20 protein-coding genes and 1 pseudogene are annotated in these 21,633 nt (G+C 62.2%); 16 read left to right on the top strand and 5 right to left on the bottom strand.

The genetic code is table 11. From position 1 onward, the window contains the following. Nucleotides 1-63: 63 nt before the first annotated feature. Together ACWDTP_RS26530 and ACWDTP_RS26525 are read left to right on the top strand one after the other, a co-directional pair. Nucleotides 64-801, top strand: a pseudogene (locus tag ACWDTP_RS26530) (nitrilase-related carbon-nitrogen hydrolase); the annotation flags it as partial. 398 nt (nt 802-1,199) lie between these two features. Beyond that, nucleotides 1,200-2,021, top strand: coding sequence for a crotonase/enoyl-CoA hydratase family protein (locus ACWDTP_RS26525; RefSeq protein WP_450025345.1), 822 nt, complete (start codon nt 1,200-1,202; stop codon nt 2,019-2,021). 287 nt (nt 2,022-2,308) lie between these two features. On the opposite strand, the gene ACWDTP_RS26520 is transcribed toward ACWDTP_RS26525, so the two are convergent. Next, entirely contained in the window at nt 2,309-2,746 is a 438-nt protein-coding gene (locus ACWDTP_RS26520) for a DUF5996 family protein (RefSeq protein WP_450025349.1), read from the bottom strand. Nucleotides 2,747-3,086: 340 nt separating this feature from the next. Here ACWDTP_RS26520 and ACWDTP_RS26515 point away from each other — a divergent pair, with 340 nt between their 5' ends. The 5 genes from ACWDTP_RS26515 (at nt 3,087) to ACWDTP_RS26495 (ending at nt 7,160) form a co-directional block, all read left to right on the top strand. Beyond that, a complete protein-coding gene (locus ACWDTP_RS26515) occupies nt 3,087-4,196 on the top strand; it encodes a mandelate racemase/muconate lactonizing enzyme family protein (RefSeq protein WP_450025343.1) in 1,110 nt (369 codons plus the stop codon). A gap of 43 nt (nt 4,197-4,239) precedes the next feature. Then, a complete protein-coding gene (locus tag ACWDTP_RS26510; RefSeq protein WP_450025341.1) occupies nt 4,240-5,172 on the top strand; it encodes an ornithine cyclodeaminase family protein in 933 nt (310 codons plus the stop codon). 114 nt (nt 5,173-5,286) lie between these two features. Further along, entirely contained in the window at nt 5,287-6,036 is a 750-nt protein-coding gene (locus ACWDTP_RS26505; protein WP_450025339.1) for an alpha/beta hydrolase, read from the top strand. 606 nt (nt 6,037-6,642) lie between these two features. Then, nucleotides 6,643-6,870 carry a hypothetical protein gene (locus ACWDTP_RS26500; RefSeq protein WP_450025337.1) on the top strand — a complete coding sequence of 76 codons (228 nt, stop codon included), beginning with the start codon at nt 6,643-6,645 and terminating at the stop codon, nt 6,868-6,870. Further along, on the top strand, nt 6,867-7,160 hold the full coding sequence (locus ACWDTP_RS26495) for a type II toxin-antitoxin system PemK/MazF family toxin (protein ID WP_450025335.1): 294 nt from the start codon (nt 6,867-6,869) through the stop codon (nt 7,158-7,160). The genes ACWDTP_RS26500 and ACWDTP_RS26495 overlap by 4 nt, the downstream gene beginning before the upstream one ends. A gap of 434 nt (nt 7,161-7,594) precedes the next feature. Here ACWDTP_RS26495 and ACWDTP_RS26490 read toward each other — a convergent pair whose 3' ends face one another. After that, the gene (locus ACWDTP_RS26490) at nt 7,595-8,200 is read right to left on the bottom strand and encodes a TetR/AcrR family transcriptional regulator (RefSeq protein WP_450025333.1); all 606 of its coding nucleotides are present in this window, start codon (nt 8,198-8,200) and stop codon (nt 7,595-7,597) included. A gap of 675 nt (nt 8,201-8,875) precedes the next feature. On the opposite strand from ACWDTP_RS26490, the gene ACWDTP_RS26485 reads away from it, so the two are divergent. Both ACWDTP_RS26485 and ACWDTP_RS26480 read left to right on the top strand, forming a co-directional pair. Continuing rightward, nucleotides 8,876-9,337 (top strand): MmpS family transport accessory protein, encoded by a 462-nt coding sequence (locus ACWDTP_RS26485; RefSeq protein ID WP_450025331.1) that lies wholly within the window; start codon nt 8,876-8,878, stop codon nt 9,335-9,337. Beyond that, a complete protein-coding gene (locus ACWDTP_RS26480; RefSeq protein ID WP_450025329.1) occupies nt 9,334-12,270 on the top strand; it encodes an MMPL/RND family transporter in 2,937 nt (978 codons plus the stop codon). The genes ACWDTP_RS26485 and ACWDTP_RS26480 overlap by 4 nt, the downstream gene beginning before the upstream one ends. Before the next feature lie 15 nt (nt 12,271-12,285). Here the strand turns inward: ACWDTP_RS26480 and ACWDTP_RS26475 are convergent, their stop codons facing one another. Further along, nucleotides 12,286-12,948 (bottom strand): TetR/AcrR family transcriptional regulator, encoded by a 663-nt coding sequence (locus tag ACWDTP_RS26475; RefSeq protein WP_450025327.1) that lies wholly within the window; start codon nt 12,946-12,948, stop codon nt 12,286-12,288. Between the two features lie 166 nt (nt 12,949-13,114). Here ACWDTP_RS26475 and ACWDTP_RS26470 point away from each other — a divergent pair, with 166 nt between their 5' ends. After that, complete coding sequence (locus tag ACWDTP_RS26470) at nt 13,115-14,071, top strand: SDR family NAD(P)-dependent oxidoreductase (RefSeq protein WP_450025325.1); 957 nt, start codon at nt 13,115-13,117, stop codon at nt 14,069-14,071. Further along, nucleotides 14,068-14,802, top strand: a complete 735-nt coding sequence (locus ACWDTP_RS26465) for a mycothiol-dependent nitroreductase Rv2466c family protein (RefSeq protein ID WP_450025323.1) — start codon at nt 14,068-14,070, stop codon at nt 14,800-14,802. Before ACWDTP_RS26470 ends, ACWDTP_RS26465 begins: the two co-directional genes overlap by 4 nt. 18 nt (nt 14,803-14,820) lie before the next feature. Here ACWDTP_RS26465 and ACWDTP_RS26460 read toward each other — a convergent pair whose 3' ends face one another. Then, nucleotides 14,821-15,345 (bottom strand): cupin domain-containing protein, encoded by a 525-nt coding sequence (locus ACWDTP_RS26460; RefSeq protein WP_450025321.1) that lies wholly within the window; start codon nt 15,343-15,345, stop codon nt 14,821-14,823. A 159-nt stretch (nt 15,346-15,504) separates the two neighbouring features. Next, a complete protein-coding gene (locus ACWDTP_RS26455; protein WP_450025319.1) occupies nt 15,505-16,896 on the bottom strand; it encodes an IS1380 family transposase in 1,392 nt (463 codons plus the stop codon). Nucleotides 16,897-17,155: 259 nt separating this feature from the next. On the opposite strand from ACWDTP_RS26455, the gene ACWDTP_RS26450 reads away from it, so the two are divergent. From ACWDTP_RS26450 to ACWDTP_RS26430, 5 genes are all read left to right on the top strand, one after another. Continuing rightward, a complete protein-coding gene (locus tag ACWDTP_RS26450) occupies nt 17,156-18,022 on the top strand; it encodes an SDR family NAD(P)-dependent oxidoreductase (RefSeq protein WP_450025317.1) in 867 nt (288 codons plus the stop codon). A 5-nt stretch (nt 18,023-18,027) separates the two neighbouring features. Continuing rightward, nucleotides 18,028-18,426 carry an SCP2 sterol-binding domain-containing protein gene (locus ACWDTP_RS26445; RefSeq protein ID WP_450025315.1) on the top strand — a complete coding sequence of 133 codons (399 nt, stop codon included), beginning with the start codon at nt 18,028-18,030 and terminating at the stop codon, nt 18,424-18,426. Between the two features lie 69 nt (nt 18,427-18,495). After that, on the top strand, nt 18,496-19,914 hold the full coding sequence (locus ACWDTP_RS26440) for an aldehyde dehydrogenase family protein (protein WP_450025347.1): 1,419 nt from the start codon (nt 18,496-18,498) through the stop codon (nt 19,912-19,914). Nucleotides 19,915-19,962: 48 nt separating this feature from the next. After that, the gene (locus ACWDTP_RS26435; RefSeq protein WP_450025313.1) at nt 19,963-21,249 is read left to right on the top strand and encodes a cytochrome P450; all 1,287 of its coding nucleotides are present in this window, start codon (nt 19,963-19,965) and stop codon (nt 21,247-21,249) included. Beyond that, complete coding sequence (locus tag ACWDTP_RS26430) at nt 21,236-21,442, top strand: ferredoxin (protein WP_450025311.1); 207 nt, start codon at nt 21,236-21,238, stop codon at nt 21,440-21,442. The genes ACWDTP_RS26435 and ACWDTP_RS26430 overlap by 14 nt, the downstream gene beginning before the upstream one ends. Nucleotides 21,443-21,633 lie beyond the last annotated feature (191 nt).

The raw sequence follows: 21,633 nt of genomic DNA, 5'->3' as shown, positions 1-21,633 counted from the left end.
CATGACTCCATCCTTCACAAGAGATGAAGTCTCCGGACTCACCGGGGCGATTCAAGCGGCACCTTAGTGAACCATCGACGAAAGTTGGTGCCCACGTGGGCGGAGCGCCTCACATGGGCCTCGGGGGACGGAGCGCAACTGACGCCGGTCGACATCAACAACGCACGAATCGGCGTGCTCATCTGCGGTGAGAACACCAACACCCTCGCTCGATACACTCTGCTGGCACAAGGCGAACAACTGCACATCGGTACTTACCCACCGATCTGGCCGTTCCGGCGCGAGGTCGCCGGAGACTACAACCTCACCGATGCGATCAGAATGCGCAGCGCCGCTCATTCTTTCGAGGGCAAGGTGTTCAGCGTGGTTTCCTGCACCGTCTTGGACAAGGAGGCGATTACGTACGTGAGCAACGGGGACTGCCGTGTCGAGACAATTCTGCGTGCAACCGCTCCGCCCGCGTCGATGGTTACGGGGCCAACCGGCGAGCTCGTCAGCGAGGTGAAGTCGAGTGCTGAGGGCATCGTGTACGCAACAGTGGACCTCACCGAGTCCGTTGAGCTGAAACAGATTCACGACATTACAGGCAGCGTGTACAACCGTTTCGACGTGTTCGATCTAACCGTGAATCAGACGCGTCCGTCGCCAATTACCATCAGACACAATGACGATGAGCACTCCCGCTCTGCTTCCTCAAGGGAAGCAGTTTACGAGGAACAGTTTGCCCAGATCGCGGAGTCACCCGGCAGTCCTGACGAGCGAAGCCTGATTGACCGGCCTCCTTGGCAGTACGAAGGGTGAGGCGGCGAAGCCGCAGAGCTACCTCAACGGCGACTCATTGTGTCGTCTCGGGTCTGTGTGGTGAGCGGCGAATACGGTCTCATACGGCGGGGGAGGCCTATGCTCCATCGCGTATAAACTGCGGTGGAACTGCGGCCACGCTGAGATGCATGGTCTGCAATAAATCGACACGCCACAACCGGTCGCGCGCCGTCTCTCGCGCATCTTTCGTGGCTCCCTATCCGGTGACGGAAACTGTTTCGGCTCCGCACGAAACAACCTGTGCACGACACGATTGCTCGTCCGAACGCAAAATGAAGGCGGTCAGATCGCCACCGTGCCAGTCAGGCCTCGGAGAAGCCAGGTCCACCGAAGCGGCGTCGACTGTAGGGCCTCGACTTCAAGGTATGTTTTCCCACGTGACGGAGGACAGAGTTAGGGTACAGATAGACGACGGTGGCGTGGCGAGGGTGACGATGGTTCGCGCAGATAAACACAACGCCCTCGATGAGGCGATGCTCGAAGGGTTGATAGGCGCGGCACACCGACTGTCGGAAACCGATTCGGTCCGCGCAGTCGTACTGCACGGGGACGGAAAGAGCTTCTGCTCCGGCTTGGACGTCGCCAGCTTCCTATCACGCCAAGGTGGCATCGACGTGCTGCTGCGACGCGAGGGCGACCGGTTTGCCAATGTCGCTCAGCGCGCAGCCCACGATTGGTCTACGGTGCCAGCGCCGGTAATCGCAGCGATTCATGGTAACTGCTTCGGCGGTGGCCTCCAGATCGCGCTAGGCGCCGATATCCGGATCGCTGCGCCGGACGCGAAGCTATCGATCATGGAGGTCAAGTGGGGCCTCGTCCCAGATATGGGCATCACCCAGACCCTGCCTCGACTACTGTCGATCGACGTCGCGAAGGATTTGACGTTTAGTGGTCGGATCGTCTCTGGGGCTGACGCTTTGGCCATCGGGCTGGTCACCCGCTCAAGTCACGATCCGGTGGCCGCGGCGCTGGCGCTTGCCGAAGAAATCGCGCAGAAGTCGCCGGACGCCGTCCGCGCCGCCAAGCGCCTCTATGACGAGATGTGGGTCAATGACGACACCGCCACAGCCCTTCGACGTGAATCCGAGCTGCAAGTCGGCCTGTTGGGCCAGCCCAATCAGATTGCTGCTGTGAACGCCGCATTGTCGAGAGAGCGACCAGTTTTCGATGATCCCGTTTCGCCGAGTGTGCGACAGTGAGGGCGGTTCTGCCATAGATCGTGGCGAAAAAACATCGAGTAGGTCTGCACGCCGGCCAGCGACCGCAGCGCCTCGGTGGCGGCGGCGCGCGGATGCTCAGTATGTGGCTGACTCCGGGGGAGTGGCTGTGTCGCAGCCCCTTTCGGAACCGGCCGGCGCGGAGCCAGACCCCCATGGCTCATTGCTTCCTGCGAGGGAAACGGGTGGCGACTGCCCGCCAGTAGTGTTCATCGCGAGCCAACGACATGATGAGTTTGCGGCACCCACCCTCCGACCGGATGGGGCCCCTAACGGCCCTCTGGGGCAACACAAGACCTGCCGGCAACCAGGAGGGCGCGAGCTCCTGCGCCCGGCGTGGTCGGCCGACCATCACCCTCACCTGCTGTCAAGCGGGGCCTAGAGGGCAGCAGGTACTGCCGCAGCAGCGGGTGGTAGAGCACGCCGGCGGGGCTGCCGGGAACTCGGCGAAACCCGCCGGCTACCGGGTAGGCGTCAGAGTAGAACGCACCTTCCTCGCCGCCACCGGGCCAGAATCCGCTACTGCTCAGCTCGTGGGAGTAGGCCTCGACCAGCACCCAGTCGGTGCAGTTGGGGTGCCCCAACGATGCGTTGGCGCGGGACTGCCGGAGAACCGCTTGCAGCCATGTCGAAAGAACCCCAAAAGAAGTGGATCGGGCTGACCTTGCCGGCGAACCGCGACCGGAACTGCCCGATCCGGCCTGGATCAGCTGCTGCCAGAACGCGTGGGCGGCGTCGGGGTCGTACCCCTACGGTGGGCCTCGAAGAACGGGACGGCGGGTCGACCTCGTAGGGCCGCTCGGTGATCTGGGCGGAGATGCCCACCCGGTCGAGCGTGGCCGCGGTGTCGTCGTGGAACTAGGCCCTCACCCCTTCGTCGGCACCACGCCGTTCACAACCTCCCCGAGAGTCACACCCAGTAACCGGGTGGCCAAGAAGGAACTACCGGCCGATATCGGTGATGCCTTTGATCGTCGCATCCCCCTGCGACGAGCTTCGCGCTGACCAGGACACGTGAAACGAACCCGCTGTCCACGAAAGGACGACATGAAAATCAAGCACATCAGTTGCTTTCGCCTCGACGTTCCGCTGAAGGACGGTGGCTACATGATGTCGCACGGCCGGAAACTCGACACTCTCGACACCACTGTGGTCAAGCTGACAGCCGATGACGGCCGCACCGGTTGGGGCGAGGCGTGCACGCTCGGGTCCAACTACATCGAAGCCTTTCCCGACGGTGTCCGCGCCGGTGTTGCGGCGCTGGCACCCCACGTCCTCGGACGCGATGTGCTCGATGTCCGTGGTCTCGTCGACGGCATGGACGCTGCATTGCTCGGTCAGAATGCGGCGAAGTCCGCTGTCGACGCCGCAGCCTGGGACCTTCGCGGAAAACTGCTCGAGCAGCCCGTAGCTACTCTGCTGGGCGGAATCCAGCGGTCGCATTACCCCGTGTTCAGTGCCATCCCGGTGGACTCGCCCGAAGCCATGGCGCAGGAGGCAGCACGACTGGCCGCAGCCGGACGGCGGCACTGGCAGCTGAAACTGGGCGATGATCCCACCACCGACGCCGCCCGGGTGCATGCTGTCCACGACGCGATCGACGGCTCGCGCGAGTTCTTCACCTGCGACGCCAACCAAGGCTGGACCAGGGCGGAATCGCGGAGGTTCCTGACCCGAACCGAGTCTCTAGACGTGTGGGTGGAGCAACCGACCATCGCAATGAGTGACCTCGCCGAGCTTCGGAACTCGACGGCCCGTCCCATCATGGCCGACGAATGTGTCAGGGACATCCGCGATCTGGTGGCATGTGCACGCCTGGGAGCCGCCGACGGTGTGAACATCAAGCCCGCCCGGGTCGGCGGCATCACCAAGGCGGCGCTACTGCGCGACACGGCCCAGGCGCTGGGATGGCACTTCATGATCGATGATCCGAAGGGCACCGAGGTGGCCGCGGCCGCGGTGGGACACCTCGCGGCCAGTGCCGGCTCCGGATTGCTGTGCGCGTCCTACCCGGCCCTACATCTCGAGGGTTCTCGGCTCCGCTCCGGTGGAGTCCAGCTCGCCGGCGGAACGGCGTCACTGTCCGAAGAGCATGGTCTCGGGATCGACGTCGATGAGTCGGGCCTCGGTGAACCGCAATTCGAATTGGCTCTTTGACCCTGCTCCCGTTCGGCCCGTAACTGCGTGATTGGAGGACAAGATGCTGTTCATCACGGAATCCGAGATACTCCGAGTACTCGATGACCCGGTGCCTTTGCTGGATGCGCTCGGCCAAGCCTACGCGGCGTTGAGTTCCGGTCGGGCCACGGTACCCGACCGGACCCGCACCGACGTCGGTGACGACAGCTATTTCCTGTCCATGCCCGGCTACCTTCCCGGAATCGGCATCGCCGGCAAACTGGTGAGTGTATTTCCGTTAAACGACACCGCAATTGCTCCAACACACAGCGGTGTGGTGTGCCTGTTCGACGAGTCGACCGGTGTACCGCTGGCGGTTCTGGACGGTGGCGCACTGACAAAGGTGCGGACCGCCGGCGCCTCGGCTCTGTCGGTGTCGGTCCTGGCTCGAGAGAATTCACGCGTCCTGTGCATCCTGGGAGCGGGCGAGCAGGGCCGCGCGCATCTCGAACTGATCTCACAGATCCGCCCCTTCTCAGAGATCCGGGTGTGGGACCGAGATGTCGAGCGCAGTCACAGGCTGGTGGCTGACACATCGATCGCGGCTGAGATGGTGGTCGCTGAGAGCGCCGAGGCGGCCGCCTACGGCGCCGACGTGGTAAGCATGTGCACACGGGCGACGGAACCCTTCTTGAGGGCCGAGCACATCACGCCGGGGACCCATGTGACCTCGATCGGCGGAGCACCGCCCCTCGGCGAGTTGGATCGCGAACTCATCACTCCCGGAGACCTTTTTGTCGAGACCCTGAAGGCCTTTCAGCCTCCGCCGGTAGGCTGTGTCGAACTCGATGGCCTGCGGGTGAACGCCGGATCCGAGATCGGGAACGTCCTCGCCGGAGATGCGGCAGGCCGCGTCAATGATATTCAGATAACAGTGTGGAAGGCCAGTGGCCATGCCGTGTCGGACGTGGCAGCCGGGTTCCTGTGCTACAGGCGAGCCACGATGCAGAACTGACAACGATGGGCCCGAACATGCCCGAGTCTCCGACGCTCACCGACCTGGCCGCCGCGACTGCGATACGATAGCGAGTTGCCCGGGCCGGGAGAGGGCTTTCGATCAGAATCTATTGTGCTCAACGGTGTTCCAGGGCTACTCGTCTCAGCACCCGGGGCTGGCGGCGGTCTGATCCTTCACTTCCATGGCGGTGGATACCAACTCGGATCATCCACGAGCCACGCCGGCTTGGCAGCTGAAATCGCACGACAATCCTCGGCCACCGTATTCGTGCCCGACTATCGTCTCGCGCCGGAACATCCCTTTCCAGCTGCGTACGACGATGGCGTGGCGGTGTACCACGCAATACGCGAGCAGTATCCGGACACACCAGTCGCACTGTGCGGTGATTCGGCCGGTGGCGGCCTCGCAATGGCGGTTCTTCTGGCAGTTCGCGACGCGAATCTGACCATGCCCGCGGCGGTGGTTCTGCTCTCGCCCTGGGCCGACCTGACCCTAGGCAGCGATTCGTTGCGGGCCCGTGAGGCAAACGACACCCGCCTCACTCGCCAACTTCTCGCCCAGATGGCCGCGGACTACCTCCAGGACGCAGACGCTTCCGATCGGCGTGCGTCACCGCTTCTCGCCGACCTCGACAACCTGCCCCCTGTTCTCGTGCAGGTGGGCACCGGTGACATCCTGGAGGACGATTCGGTCCGAGTCGTCGAGGCGTTGCGACGGGCCGGGGGCAGAGCAACCCTCGAAGTGTCCTATCGGATGCCGCACGTATTCCACCGATATTGCTCCCTATCGGAAGAGGGCCACGCCGCGCTGAAACGACTCGGGCGCTTCCTGCGAGCTCACATTGACGTGTCCGAAGACTGACTGGTGCACGGGACAAGCAGGGCATCGATACCTGTGTGAAGGTCCCCTGCGGTGAGATGGCATAGAGGTTGGCGCCCGGGTACGCGGTGTACGCGAGGTCACGGAGCCCGCCGAGGGTGCCGCTGGCGAGTCGGAATTATTGGGCGGCCTAATCGAATGATGTTGCTGCACTGCTAAGTTGAGCTTCGTATACGGTTGCATGGTCGAAGTCGCCCTCGCAGAAGACAAGGAAGTGTCCGTCCGGGTCGTAGTTGGGCGCGGTATCGCCAGCAAACTCGCGAGCGGGCAAAAAAGTGGCCGCGAGACCTGCAGGAGGGCGTTGATGTCCCAAAGGTCACGACGGGAACCTCATCATCACGCCCCGCCCCACCGGCGGGCTTTGCGTCACGGTGCGACTACCCGTTGCGATGACAGAGTGACGAAACAGGCACTCACGGCCGAGAGCGAGTCCTGCTCTCGGCCGAGGAATGCACCCGATCGAGTGGACTTCCTTCAATTCTATTGGCGTGGTGTCTTCTCGAAGAGAAGCAAACGTTGCCCAATCTGGCCGTAGCCAGGGAACCCAAAGCGTCGTTGGCTAGTACCATATGATGCTACCATCTGGCGGTGCCATCATTCAGTTTGCGACTCTCGAACGATGCCTACGAGGCAGTCCAGAAACACTCCCGCGACGACGAGAAATCCATGAACGCGTGGCTTGAGCATCTCGTCGAAGCTGAAGACATGCGCCGCCGCTGCACCGCACATGAGCGCTACATGGCCGAACATCCCGAGATGGTGGAGTACAGCAAAAACAGCGCCGACCGGAACCTTAAACGACTTTCGAGGCGATGAGCCCGCGCCGAGGAGAGATCTGGAGCACGACCGAAGCGGGCAACGTGCTCGTGGTCTCCTCCACGGTCTATAACGAAATCCCCTCCGAGCCGACGGTCATTGTCATGCCGGTTTTCGGCCACGAAGCCGATACCGGATTCGGTGTTGAGATCGGCACTGGCTGGGTCGCAACCGGACTCATTACCGCCTTTGATAAGGACGATCTCGTGACGTTTGTCGGCGCCATCGGTATTCAGGAGTTGACGAACGTCAACAACACTCTGTTCAAGATCCTCGCCACACCAGACTGATCATGAGCAAGCCTGAGGAAATGAAGCGCCTCGTGAGACAAACCGCCGCGAGATACGTTGGGAACACCCTGGTCATGGCGGCGACCAGATGAAGTCAGCCGTGAGAACCTACAAACAACATGTGGCTTCCCGAGTTTGATGTCCATTTCCCAGCTCAGATGTCCAGACGATGTCGATCTCCAATGACCGCAGTGGATGCTCAGTGCAATGCCAGGTGAAGCCGCACGCGCCATGGACGAAGCGGCACGAGCCTGGGACAAAACTCACGTGACATGAACTGAGGCGAATTCGGGTCGACGCTGGTCAGGGATCCTGACCCGGCGACGCGCAGGTCATCAGCACACTGAAGGGCGAATTCGATTATGACGCTGTGTTTGTGGCGCCGGCGGAGGCCCTGCATTCTGCGACCGGGCTCGGAAGCCCGTTAAGTCGTGTCAAACGTGCGGTGGCATCGCGGGTAAGGGCAATGCTGCAATGACGCGGGCTTCATCGGGGGCAACACCTAAGGCGCGCAACACGAGTTCTGCTGTCGCCGACCCTGCTTCGCGCCAGGTTTGGTGGCCTTCCAGGACCATCCACATTGAGCTGATCGTGGCCCCCTGGACCAGCGATGCCACGCTGTCAGCAGTGAGATCGCCCAGTGAATAACGGCCTGAAGCGATGCCGGAACCGATGTCACGATGCGGCTGGCCGGTCATCCACGTGCGCAAAGCTTCCTGGCTGAGGCCGAACTTGACGGCAAACCGGCCCATCAGTGGGTTCTCGTGCGCGTACCGCACCCACATGCGTATCCCGATGGCCAGCCGTGTCGCCGAATCGTCGATGCCGTCGAACGTCGCCGCCACCCGCGCATGCAGATCCGTACTGATGGCGCCGACCACACGGTCAAACAGGCCCTCGATCGAACCCAGGTTCCGGTACAGGGTGCCGCGTGCCAGGTTGGCCTCTTGCGCGAGCTCGCTGACGGTGATCTGCGTGGTGCCCTTCTCGACGAAGAGTCGCATGGCGGCGGTGTAGATGCGGTCGTCGGTCGTCGTCATTGAGGCGCTCCTCACCGCCGTGCGGTGTACACCACCGTTCAACACAAAACTATAACAGCAGAAATAGCACAGTTTGCTGATCAGATGAACAGATATGTTCCTTGGCTTCTGACGCTTCGCTATTTCTGCTCGCCGGTGCCGTGAATGAGGTTTTCGGCGCGACGCCCGAGGTGGTGCCAGCCTCGCGATGCCATAGACAGATGTGATTGGAATTGAACACTAGTGTTCAATCAGTTACGTTGTTGTCGAGGATCGGTCCACGATGTCACATGGAAGGCTCGGCAATGAGCTCAGAATCCACAGTGATCGACGACTCGATGTTTGACCGCGCCCCGGTACTGGGGCGCCATGGTCGGTGCTGTCACCGTTCATCCGTGACGGCACGAATATCCCAGCGTGGCAACCGATATCGTTGCTTTCACGGTCGCAACAGTGGTGGCATGCGGACGCTGAGGTCCACACGCGTTCTGGATCGTCACATAGGAACAACCATGTGAGCCCCGAGGGCGCCCACACTGTCAACGCCACCGATGCGGTGCGCACCGACACCGAAATCCACTTGTGCGGAGGCGATCCCAACGCCCCCTGGGCGCTCGTCCGGCGCGGATGAAGCGCCGAGCGATATGAGGATCCAATGATCGGCATTCATCCCGCCCCAGCGACAAGGTCACGATCATGAGTCGACGCAAACAGTCAAAAGGCCAGGCCGGCCGAATCCTTGACGCGTTGTGGATGCCCTTGGTGGCGCTGATCGTCATTGCGGTGGTGGGCTTCGGGGTGAGTCGGATTCGCGAAAATTCGCACGCGATCAGCCACCCGCCGACTACCCGTCCGATCCCGGCGACGGTGGTTCAGGTCAATCCCAAGAATGTCACCTACGAGGTATTCGGTGATCTCGGAAACAGCGGGAAGGTGTCCTATGCCAACCTCAACAGCGAACCTGTCGACGTCGTGCTGACATCGTTGCCGTGGTCGGTTTCCGAATCCACCACGTCGTCGGCGGTGTCGCTGAGCCTGGTCGCGCAGGTGGACGGGGACTCGTTGGGTTGCCGTATCCGGGTCAATGGTGAGGTTCGTGAGGAACAGGTCGTGAACCACGTCGGCGCCGCGGTTGCGTGCTCGGTGTCGGCAGCATGACCGCGGGCCAGCAGCCGCCGGACGACGCCGACACGGGTCCGGTGCTGACCCAACGCCCGGTGAAGCACGAAACGCCCAAGCATCCAGCCGCCGCACGCTGGCTTCGTGTGCTCGCGGTTCCGGTGGTGCTTTTCTGGGTCATTGCCGCCGCTGCCGTGACTTTCTTTGTGCCCTCCCTGGAAGAAACCACCTCGGCCAACGCCAAGGCGATGATTCCGCGGGACGCGCCCTCGTCGGTAGCGGCCATCACTCAGGGGCAGGACTTCAACGAGTCCGACTACACCAGCGCTGCCGTCATCGTGCTCGAGGCGCAGGGCCGCAAACTCGGCGAACAGGACCACGAGTACTACAACAAATTGGTCCGTGGCCTGACCGAGGACAAGGAACATGTGCAGTCGCTGATGGACATGTGGGGCGATCCGGTCACCCGCTCGGGTCAGCAAAGTGCGGACGGTGAGGTGGCAACGCTGACGGTCCGGCCGACCGGAGATTTGGCCGACGCCGACTCGAACAGGTCGATCAAGGCCATCCGCGGCATCATCGAGAAACTCGACAATGACAAACCCGAAGGACTCGAGGTCTACGTGAGCGGTCCGGCGCCTTTGGCCTCGGATATGCTCGCTGCCGCCGACGAGAGCATGGTCACGCTGGAAATCGTCACCGTCGTGGTGATCATCGTCATGCTGCTGATCGCCTTCCGCTCCATTACCCGGGCGATCATCCCGCTGTTCGGTGTGTTGATCACGCTCGCGACTGCACGTGGCGTGATCTCGCTGCTGGTCGACAACGAGGTCATCGGTATCTCGTCCTTCGGGATGAATATGGCGGTCTCCCTGGTACTGGGTGTCGCGACCGACTACGGCATCTTCTACCTGGGCCGCTTCGAGGAGGCCTTACGGGCCGGGGAGGACCGCGAGTCGGCGTACTACACCTCGGTGCACAACGTGACCCACGTCGTCATCGGTTCGGGGGTAGCGATCTCGGGTGCGTGCCTGTGCCTGAGTCTGACCACGCTCGACTACTTCCGCACCTTAGGGCCGCCGTGTTTCGTGGCGATGGCCGTGTCGGTCATGGCGGCGCTCACCCTGGGGCCGGCGTTGTTGACGCTGGGAAGCAAGCTGCCCTGGATGGCGGAACCGGCCAAGACCAGCCCCGTCTGGCGCAAGCTCGGCACCATCACCGCCAAATGGCCCGCCGCGATGATTGCGGTTGCGGCCCTGGTCATTCCGTTGTGCATCGCCAACCTGGCCAACTACACGGTGAGCTACAATGATCGCGATTACGCGCCCAAGAGCGTTGAGTCATCGCAGGGGTATGACGCCGCGGATCGTCATTTCCAGCCGAGCCAGCTCTCCATTGACACCCTGTACATCAAGGCCGATCACGATATGCGCAACACCAGCGACATGATCAGCCTGGACCGGATTGCCAAGAACATCGTTCGCACGCAGGGTATTTCGATGGTGCAGAGCATCACCCGGCCCAACGGTCGACCGCTGGAACACGCCTCGCTGCCTTACGCCATGGGTTCGATGGGCACCATGATCGGCCAGAATCTCGGATTCATGAAAGACCGGGTCGCAGATATCGACACCATGGCCGCCCGCATGGGCGACATGATCGCCTCGACCCAAACGATGGCGGGTATCACAGGTCAGTTATCTGAAGGTGCGCAGATCTCCACAGAGGCCGCCAAGGGGCTCAAAGAAACAATGGAGAAGATGCGTGACAACATAGCCAATTTCGACGACTTCATGCGGCCGTTTCGCAACTATCTGTATTGGGAACCGCACTGCTTCGACATCCCGATCTGCTGGGCTATGCGCTCGCTGAACGAGTCGCTGGACAGTATCGACGGAGCGTCGCATTACCTAGGGCCGATGGTCGATGGTTTGACCAAGATTTCCGTCGCCACCCCGCAGATGATCACCCAGCTCAACGCCATGGTCCAGAACATGGCCGTCATGCAGCGGCTGACGCTGACGATGCAGAGCCTGATGCGCGCCACCATCACTCAGCTCGAGCCGATGATCAACCCGATGGTCGATATGGCGCAGGCGTTCGACAACGCCAAGAACGACGATTTCTTCTTCATGCCACCGGATTCCTTCGAAACCAGGGAATTTCAGACTGGGTTGAAGTTCATGATGACGCCCGACGGCAAGGGCACCCGCATCATGATCTACCACCAGGGTGAAGCCATGAGCCCCGAGGGCATCGATCAGATCGAGCGCGCCGAGGACGCCGCACACGAAGCCATCAAGGGCACCTCACTATCGGACGTACAGCTTCTCATGGCCGGCTCATCCTCGAATTTCCGTGATGTGCAAATGTTTTCCATGAACGACATCCTGACGATGATGCTGGCCACATTCGGGTTGGTGTTCCTGATCGTCATGGTCATCACGCGGACGCTGGCCGGTTCGGTGATCGTGTTGATCACCGTGGTGCTGTCCTTCCTGGGCTCGCTGGGGCTGGCGGCCTTCATCTGGGAAACCCTGTTCGGCGTCACCTTGCATTGGCTCACACTGCCCATCGCCTTCATCGTGCTTGTCGGCGTGGGCTGTGACTACAACTTGCTACTGCTGTCCCGATATCGCGAGGAGTTGTCGGCCGGTATTCGCACCGGCCTGATCCGGACCATCGCCGGATCGGGCAACGTCGCCGTCACCGCGGCGTTCGTGCTCGCCGGAACCATGCTCGCGATGCTCTCTAGCGACGTGGTCAACATCGGCCAGGCCGGAGCGACCATTTGCATCGGACTGGTTTTTGACATGGTGATCGTCCGCCTATTGCTGGTGATGCCGCTAGCCAGTCTCCTCGGGCCGTGGTTCTGGTGGCCGCAGAAACTACCTGCTCGTCGCATCGCCCGATTCGGGGAGGCGCCGGGCCCAGGACCACAATCGGTCAGCGCGGCCGGCCCGCAGGTGTAGATGGAGGCGGGACATTCAAGCCGGCGTGCGCTTGACGGGCCGGCGCGGCGTGGCCTGCCAGCGGCGCAGTTCAGCCAGAGCCGAATTCATCGCGTCGTGCAAAACGGTGACGTCGTCACGGATGCGGGCCACCAACATCCCGCCCTGTAGCGTGGCGATGACCATGGCCGCGAGTCGTGGCGGGTCGGTGTCCGCAACCAGATCGCCGCGGTCCTTCATCGATTGCAGTCCCCGCGCCAACGGCGCTTCCCACCGACGGAAGGCGGCATCGAGGCTGGGCCGAAACGTCTCGTCATTCTTCAGCTCGGCGGCCATCGTTCCCAATGGACAGGCAAACGGGCCGTCCGGCGCGGCGTGCAGGTCAAGGTAGTGAGACGCCCAGGTGTCGATGCCCGCCCAGGAGTCGGTATGGTCCAACGCCGGCTGCTGCTCCGCGAGGATCAGCTCCAATTGGCGTTCGATGACGGCGCCGACGAGGTCGGCCTTGTCAACGAAATAGTGATACAGCTGCCCCTTGCCCGCCCCTGCCGCGGCGAGCACATCGTCCAGACTGGTTGCCCCAACGCCACGCTCGTACATCAATGTGGCCGCCGCGTCGATGATCGCCGCACGAGCACGTCGTCCGCGCTCCGTCGTCGGAAGCCGGCGGAGCTCACCGACCGGCCGAGTCGTGGGCATCCCATCAGGGTACTAAGCGAGGACGCCATGGTGCGCCAACCGATGTGACGACGCCACGTGTAGTCACGGCGAGAAGGATCCCGTGACACCCGGTTCGGAGTTTCCGCAGACTGTACTGTTTGGTACAGATAGTGTGGCACCTACCAGCACTCGGCAAGGAGATCGGATGGCGGGCTCGGGGAAATCGGCGCTCATCACAGGCGCGAACAGCGGCATCGGCAAAGAACTGGCCCGACAACTGGCCGGGCGTGAGGATTTCGACACGATCTACCTCGCTTGCCGAAACGAGATGAAGGCCGAGGAGGCCAAGCGCGACCTCGCGAACATCACCGGCAGGGCGATCTTCGACGTGATCGTGATGGACGTGTCGCGGCCGACCTCGGTCAGAGCGGCGATTCCCGCCGTCGGGCGGCCGCTTGACGCGGTCGTGATGAACGCCGGAGGAACCGGAGGGGCTCGTCCGTTCGCCCTCACACCGGACGGCGTCACCGAGATCTTCGCCGCGAACGTGCTCGGCCACGTCGTGCTCCTCGAGCAACTCATCGGCGACGGTGCGCTGACCGGCGTCGCGGTGTTGACCGGCAGTGAGGCCGCCCGCGGTGTTCCTAAGCTGACAATCCCGCGGCCCACGTTCAAAACGCACTCAGCCGACGAGTTCGCCTCCGTCATAGACGGTTCGTTCTTCAACGGACGCAAGGCAAGTGCGATGCTGGCTTACGGTCAGGTCAAGTATCTCGGGGCGATGTGGATGTCAGCGTTGGCGCGTCAGCATCCAGGACTGCGGTTCACCACGATGAGCCCGGGCAACACCTCGGGCACCCAGGCGTTGCGTGAGCTACCCGCACCGCTGCGGGTGCTGGCCCAACGCGTCCTGATGCCCTATGTGGCACCGGTGTTCGGCGTCGGCCACAAACTGGAGGACGGGACCGCTCGCCTCACCGACGCGGTGACCAACTCCGACCTGCCCAGCGGCGTCTTCTATGCCAGTGCGGCGAACACCATCACCGGACCCGTGCTCGACCAGGCGGAGATCATGCCGGAGTTCCGGGATCAAACCGTGCAGGACAACGCCGCCGAGGCCATCCACAAATTCATCCCCACGCGGAAGGAAGCTTCGTCATGAGCAGTGACGCCCCCAATTCGGACGCCGACCTCAACTTCTACTTCGACCCGGTGTGCCCGTTCGCCTGGATGACCAGCAAGTGGGTGCGGATGGTGGCCGAGCAACGTCACTATCGCGTCGATTGGCGGTTCATCTCGTTGCGGATGATCAACGCCCACATCGACTACGACGCTCACTTTCCGCCCGGCTACGAGGAGGGGCACACCGCCGGGCTGAGGCTGTTGCGGGTGGCCGCCAAGCTGCGTGCCGAGCAGGGCCGCGCGGCGGTGGGACCGCTCTATTTCGCGATCGGTGAGCGGGTATTCGACACCTCCGGCGACGCGAATGATTCTGCCCACGGTTCTCGTGCATTTCTAGAGCCGATCCTGCGCGAGCTCGAGCTGCCGGACGATCTGCTGAACGCGTTGGAGGACAATGCGTTCGACGACGAGATCCGAGCCGAGACCGACGAAGCCCTCGGGTTGACCGGAAAGGACGTCGGCACCCCGATCCTGCAATTCCGCCCACCGCATGGCACCGCGTTCTTCGGACCGGTGATCAGCAGGCTCCCGAGTCCCGAGGAGGCGGGTCCGCTCTGGGACCACGTGTTGGGGCTGGCCGGCTTTCCCGGCTTCGCTGAGCTCAAGCGCAGTCTGCGCGAGCGTCCACAGCTCGCCAGCTTCGGCGTCACCACCGACGCGGTGGGCGTCGAGGAGGACTGGCACGGCGGTAGCCGCCGCACCAAGAAGTAACCCACTGCGGCATCGGCATCATTCCGAGAAGACCGGGAGATCGATGCCTACGGCGGCGTTCTCCTCCGGGGTGCCCAGTCGAACGCCATATTGGGCGTTGGCTTCCATGAAGCGGGCGAGCACTTCTGGCGTCACGGGCAACGGGGTGCCATCGGACGGGCGGGCTATCTGACGGAACAGTTGGCCCATTCGCGCCGTGGTGACGATGAGGTCGACGGCCGGTTCGTTGCTGACGTTGCGATGTGCGTGCAGTTCGGATCCGGATACCCGGATGTGATCTCCGGCGCGAGCGTCGACCCACTTCGTACCTTCATCGGTTTGGATCAGAACTTGGTGCGTGCCGGTCAGAATAAAAAAGTCCTCCGCGTCGGGGTGACTGTGTAGTGGCACCGTGACGCCCGGTGGGATGACTCCACGCATGATGCAGAAGTCGTTATTTGACGTCATGAACTCTAACGTTGGGCCGAGGACGTCGACGGCCTCGAGACCGGTTCCTGCGGCTATTTGCGCGAAAACGTGGCTTTTCACAGCTTCCGACTCCATCGCCAGTGCTCCCTTTCTTAGCCTCGATCCACTGATGGACCCGGTGGCGTGGATTTTTGATTTTTGATCTTGATCGGAGCTGGGTGGCGTTGATGAGCCGCTGGTCTGCCCAGCTTTTCCTCTTGATCTCCGGTCGTGGGGTCGGGTGTGGGTGGCGGGTCAGGTGGTCAGTGGATGGCTGATGATGTTGTGCCACAGGGTAAGCCATGCCGACTCCCAGGGCCATTGGCTGGGTAGGTGCAGGATCGGCCTGCGTTGTGGCCGGGCGAGACGAGCGGGAATGTTGACCAGTGTGCGACGCAGGGTGGCCCCGCGGGCGCTGCGATGAGGGCTTCCGGCGAGGGTCGCGGCGGCGCGCAGCAAGTTGTGGGTGATCGCGGCGCACAACACCCATGCCGAGTTCGCGCCGAACAGGCCCGACGGGATGTGCGCGAGGGGCCCGTCGATCAGGTCGGCGAACACGGTTTCGATGATGGCGTGGCGACGGTGGGTGAGGTCGGCGTCGGTGACGGATTCGTTTGAGTTGGTGAAGAACGGGTGATACCGCCACACCGGGAACAGGGCGTCGGTGTGGTTGGCATCTTTGACACGGCGCACGATCAATCGGGCAGTGATCTCGTCGTCGGTGGAAGCGAAAGCTGTGTAGCTGATTTCGGCGACCTCGGCATCAGAGATCAATATTCCGGTGTCGGGATCGATGACCGCGCCGGGATAGCGCACCGGGGTCCAGGCGTGTTCGCCGATCGCGGCGATCGCCCGCTGCACGGCGGTGTTCTTGGTCCACACCAGCGAGAACTGAGCGTCGGCGCGCCGGCAGGCGTTGATGACCGCACGGCTGCCGTAGGCCGAGTCGCCACGGACCAGGATCACGCCGGTGACCCCAGCGGCACGGGCGGTGGCGATGGCTTGGGCGACCATGCGCCCGGCTCCCTTGCCCGAGCCGGTCTTGCCCGCGCGCAGCCGCATTCCGGCGATCACCGGGGCTGCGGTGTCGGTGCTGATCGTGGTGGCCAGCGGAGACAACCCTTTGCGCAGTACCTGTTTCCCGGCGATCTTGGTGTGTCCGTAGGACGCGCCTTGCTTGGCGTGTCCGTAGACCGGACGCAGCAGCGAGTCGATGTCGACGAACGCCCGCACGGCGGCGCCGGGCAGTAGATCGACGTGTCGGCCAAGTCCGACCAGGTGCTCACGCAGCACCGACTCCAACTGACGGGCGTGTCCGAAGGTGAACTCCCGTAACAACGTTCCGATCGTCGAGGGTGCATAGACGCCGCCGAACAAGGTTTTCATCCCACCGCTGCGCACAAGGTTGGTGTCGTCGATACTGTCGGCACCGGCGCACATCGCCGCGATCAGCGTGGCCAGTTTCGGCGCCGGGTTGGCCGCTCCCGATTTGATCCGCGGCGCGTTGATCTGCACTTTCTCGCCCAACAGCCCCGACAGGTCAGCCTGCTCGGCCAACGTCATCACTGGCACCAACCCCGCGCACGACACCAGATTGTCCTCATCGAACACAGCGGACTCAGGGATGAACCTATGGGACACTTGCACTGGAAGTGCCTTTCTTGTGCCGGGCGATTGTTGCGTAGAGAACACCAATCATCCCAGCTCAGAGGGCACTTTCCTCGTTACGACACCCTCCGCCAGCGCAGGTTAGTCAGTGGATCGAGGCTTAGTGAATCGAGAGTTCGGCGCAGGGAGTCGTTCTTGCGGGCCGGTTTGTTGACATCGAGCCAAACAGCGATAGGTTATGGAACCGGGCCTGCCAAACAATCGGCGAGCAAGGACGAAGGACGAAGGGCAGAGAGCAATGGTCGCCAAACGCACACTCGCGGGCAAGATCGTGCTGGTCACCGGCGCAGCGCGGGGCATCGGCCTAGCGACGGCTACCAGGCTGCACGCCGCCGGTGCACGACCGATGATGGCTGATCTCGATGAGGACGTCGTTACCGACGCCGCCGCGCGCATGTCCGGGGCGCCCCCTAGCTACCGGCTCGATATCGCTCAGCCGCAATCATTCCGCGAGGTGGCCGATGCCGTAGAACGCGACCATGGTCCGATCGACGCATTGATAAACAACGCCGGCATCATGCCGATAGGCCATTTCGATGAGGAGTCGGACGCAGCGACCGCCGGGATTGTCGACGTCAATCTTCTCGGCACGATCTACTGCACGCGTGAGGCCTACCGCCGAATGCGGCCACGCGGGGCGGGTCACATCGTCAACGTGGCATCGGTGGCTGGACGCATCGGGTCGCCCGGCCTGAGCACATATTCCGCAACCAAGTTCGGTGTCTATGGGTACACGGAGGCAGCACGAAGTGAAGCGCGCGGATCGGGTGTTGACTTTTCGGTGGTGCTGCCAGGGGTCATCGACACCCGGTTATCTGCAGGGATGACGAAGTCGCGCATGGCCAGATCAAGTTCACCGGACGCGGTTGCAGCGGTAATCATCGAAACGTTGGTGCGCCCTAAGTTTGAGGTGTACATCCCGAAGTCCGCGCGTGCTCTCGTCGCGACCGCTGCCGTCATGCCGAAACCCCTACTAGATCGCATCATCGGCTGGGCTGGTGGCGATCGCGCCATCTTGGACGCCGTCGGATCGCCTCAGCGGGCGGAGTACGAAGACACGATCGCGCTCGGATGGCAGGACGCCCGCAAAACCGTCAAGGAGTAGACCAAATGTCACTAAAACTGGGAACGTTGGATTTCTACCAGGCACTGGCGCAGGTGCTCAACGCAGATGAGGAGTGGGCGAGCGTCGGGCGTTCGATCAACTACTCGATCGTTTTTGGACACGACGAGGCCGTCAGGCGCGACTTCTTCATCCGCTTCTCGAACGGTCGCGTGGAGGAGGTGCGCGAAGCCGAAGCTCAGGATCACGATGTCGCGGCGGTGGTTGTCACAGGTCCCACCGAAGTGTGGCGTGCGGTCTTCACTAAGAAGCGGACCCCGATGAACGCCATTAGCCGAGGTGAGCTCTCCTTCAAGGGCAAGCTCACCGTGCTGTTGAAGAACATGAAGGCGTTCAATTACGTGCTCGACGCTATGGGGGCGCTCGACGTGGCCGACATCTCCTGAGGTGTCGGCCCCGACATCGCAACGGTTGAAAGGTGTACACGATTGGACGATTCCGCACGGGCAGCGCAATTGCCGGCAGCTGATCTAGTGACTGTGGGTGCCGGTCATGGTCGGATAGCGACTGATACGGCAGCGGTCGTCGAGGGCCTCCGGGCGAACTTTCGCAGCCGCTCGCCACTCGATCTGGCGTGGCGCGTCGATCAACTCAACGCGTTGGAGCGTTTTCTCAAGAGCGAAGAGCACTTGCTAGCCGAGGCTTTGTCGGACGATTTAGGGCGCAATGAGTTTGACACGGTGATAGGTGATTTCGGTAGCGTTCGTACCGAGATAGCAGAGGCGCGCCGTAACCTGACACGTTGGAGTAGGCGCCGACGGGTGCGGTTGCCGTTCACTCTGCGGCCCGGCAAAGCCTTCTATCTTCATGAACCACTCGGCGTGGTCTTGGTCATCGGCCCTTGGAACGTTCCGGTCTATCTCACGCTCGGCCCGTTGGTCGGGGCGATTTCGGCCGGGTGCTCGGCGGTGATCAAACCGTCGGAGCACGCGCCCAGAACGTCGTCAGTCTTGGCCGAACAACTGCCGAGGTATCTGGACCCGCGCGCCTTCGCAGTAGTTGAGGGGGATGGCACCACAACTCAGGCACTGATCCAGCAGGGCTTGGATCACGTGTTCTTCACTGGAGGAGGGCCGGTCGGTCGCGCCATCATGGCGGCGGCAGCCGAGAAGATGACGCCGGTGACTCTCGAGCTCGGTGGCAAGAGCCCCGTGCTCGTCGCCGGTGATGCCGATCTTAGGTCCGCCGGTCGCCGCATCGCTTTCACCAAGCTCTTCAACGCCGGTCAGACATGCGTGGCACCTGACTACGTGCTCGTAGAGGAAGGGGCCGCCGAAGCCTTCATCGAATCGGTGACTCATTGGATGAAGACTTTCACCGAACGGCTCGCCGGCGGAAGTGCACAGCGGATCGTCAATGAAGCCCACACCCGCCGTCTGGCTGCATTGCTGTCGGGCCACGGTGGACGAACAATCCTGGGCGGTAACGCCGACGTGGGTAAGTGTCGCGTGGAGCCCACAGTTGTCGTCGATCCGGATCCGAGCGCGCCTCTGATGCAAGAAGAGATCTTCGGACCCGTCTTACCGATCCTTGTCGTCAAGTCGGTGCAAGAGGCGATCGACTTCATTGGCCGGAGGCCGCATCCACTTGCGGCATACCTCTTCACCGATCGCTCCGATGTGCGCGAGGCATTTATCACGCAGGTGCATTCGGGCGGAATCGTAATCAACCAGTTACTTCTTCACGTCGGAGTTCCGACGTTGCCGTTCGGCGGTGTCGGGCCGAGCGGCATCGGAGCATACCACGGACGATTCGGCTTCGAAACGTTCAGCCACCGAAAGTCGATTCTGGTCAAGCCGTCGAGACCCGACCCGAGCGTGATGTATCCGCCGTACGGCCGCGCCAAGCTCGCGCTACTCCGGCGCCTCGTCTGACAGCCGTCGAGGCAAGATCGCCGAACGAACAGAGAGAGGAAACTCATCATGAGTGCAGAACCCGGAGTCGATTCACACGACGTGGGCTTCGTCGCCACCGACTACGACATCTCGAACAGTGCCTTTTGGGCGAAAACCGCGCGCCAGCGGGACGAAGTGTTCGCGGTCCTACGCCGCGAAAACCCTGTTAGCCGTCAGCGTCCCCCGGAAGGTGGGTTCATTGAATCCGAAGATCCTTACTGGGCGGTCGTCAAGCACGCCGACATCCGTTACGTTAGTCGCCATCCCGAGATATTCTCCTCCGCGAAGGGCGTGACGTTCGACGACGTGCCGCCGGAGGTCGCCGAACTCGTGGGCGCCTTCCTCCCTTTGGATGCCCCGCGGCACACCAAGCTTCGGGGTCTGGTGACGCACGCGTTCACTCCCCGACACGTTCGGAGGATGCAGGAACAGATCGCTGCGCAGGCACACCGGATCGTCACCGATGCCGTATCCATGCGGGACATCGAAGTGGTCGGAGACGTCGCCAAGCGACTACCACTGTGGACAATCTCGGAACTCATGGGTGTACCTGAGGACGAGCGCGACAACCTCTATGACGCAGTCGACATTCTGGTCAACACCAACGACGAAGAGTACGTCGCAAAGGGTGACGATGCTCTCACCGCCCTCCTTGGCGGGATCACCACCGTCCACGGGCTGGCTCATCGGATGCAGGAAGCAAGGCGTTCCAACCCGACTGACGATCTTATGACCGCACTGATGAACGCCGAAGTTGACGGGGAGGCTCTGACTCCCGACGAGATCGCTTCATTCCTCGTGTTGCTCGGAATTGCAGGCAACGATACAACGCGCAACACGATAGCCCACGGTATCAAGGCCTTCTCAGAGTTCCCTGACCAGTGGGATCTGCTGCGGTCCGATCCAGAGAGGTATCTCGATAGCGCTGTCGAGGAGCTCATCCGCTGGGCCTCGCCGGTGATCATGTTTGGACGAACGGTGACGGCGGACACGGTACTCAACGGGCAGGCAATTCCGAAGGGTGAGCGCGTCATACTTATCTACCCCTCGGGCAACCGCGACGAAGAGGTCTTCAATGAACCGTGGCGCTTCGACATAACGCGTCGTCCCAACGAGCACATTGGGTTCGGCGGCGGTGGGCCGCACTTCTGTCTTGGCGCACCAATTGCGCGCACTCAGTTGCGGGCCATGTTCGGCGAGTTTGTTCGTTCGGTCGCAGCCTTCGAGGCCGGCGAGGTCGATCTGATTACGGGAAGGCTGATCCACAACGTTCGCAAGCTGCAGTGCACCTTGCAGCTGGATGGAAAGGGATAAAGCTATGAAGCTATCGGTTGATTCAGAGCGGTGCCAGGGACACTCGCTGTGCTGTATGTCTGCTGCAGAGATCTTCGACATCGGCGACGAGGGAGTGGCCGTCGTCCTACAGCAACCCGCGACCGATGAACAATGCCAGTTGGCGCTTGACGCAGCGTTGAACTGCCCCGAGCAAGCCATCTCCTTCGAGTAGAACACCCAGCACGTCTCGCGTACGGCAGCAACTTCTCGAGTTGACGGCTGTGGTGTACGTGCTGGGGAGCGCTGTATGCCAAGAAACCAAACAGTGTTTGACAATTTTGACCCGATGTCGCTACGGTTGCCTGAAGGGGTCGTGCGATAGACCATCGGGGTCTCGAATGTGATTGTTCTGTAACCGAATAA

Source organism: Mycobacterium sp. NPDC003449 (assembly GCF_053588415.1).
The sequence above is the reverse complement of the archived record's forward strand: the minus strand, read 5'-3'. Positions and strand labels throughout refer to the sequence as shown.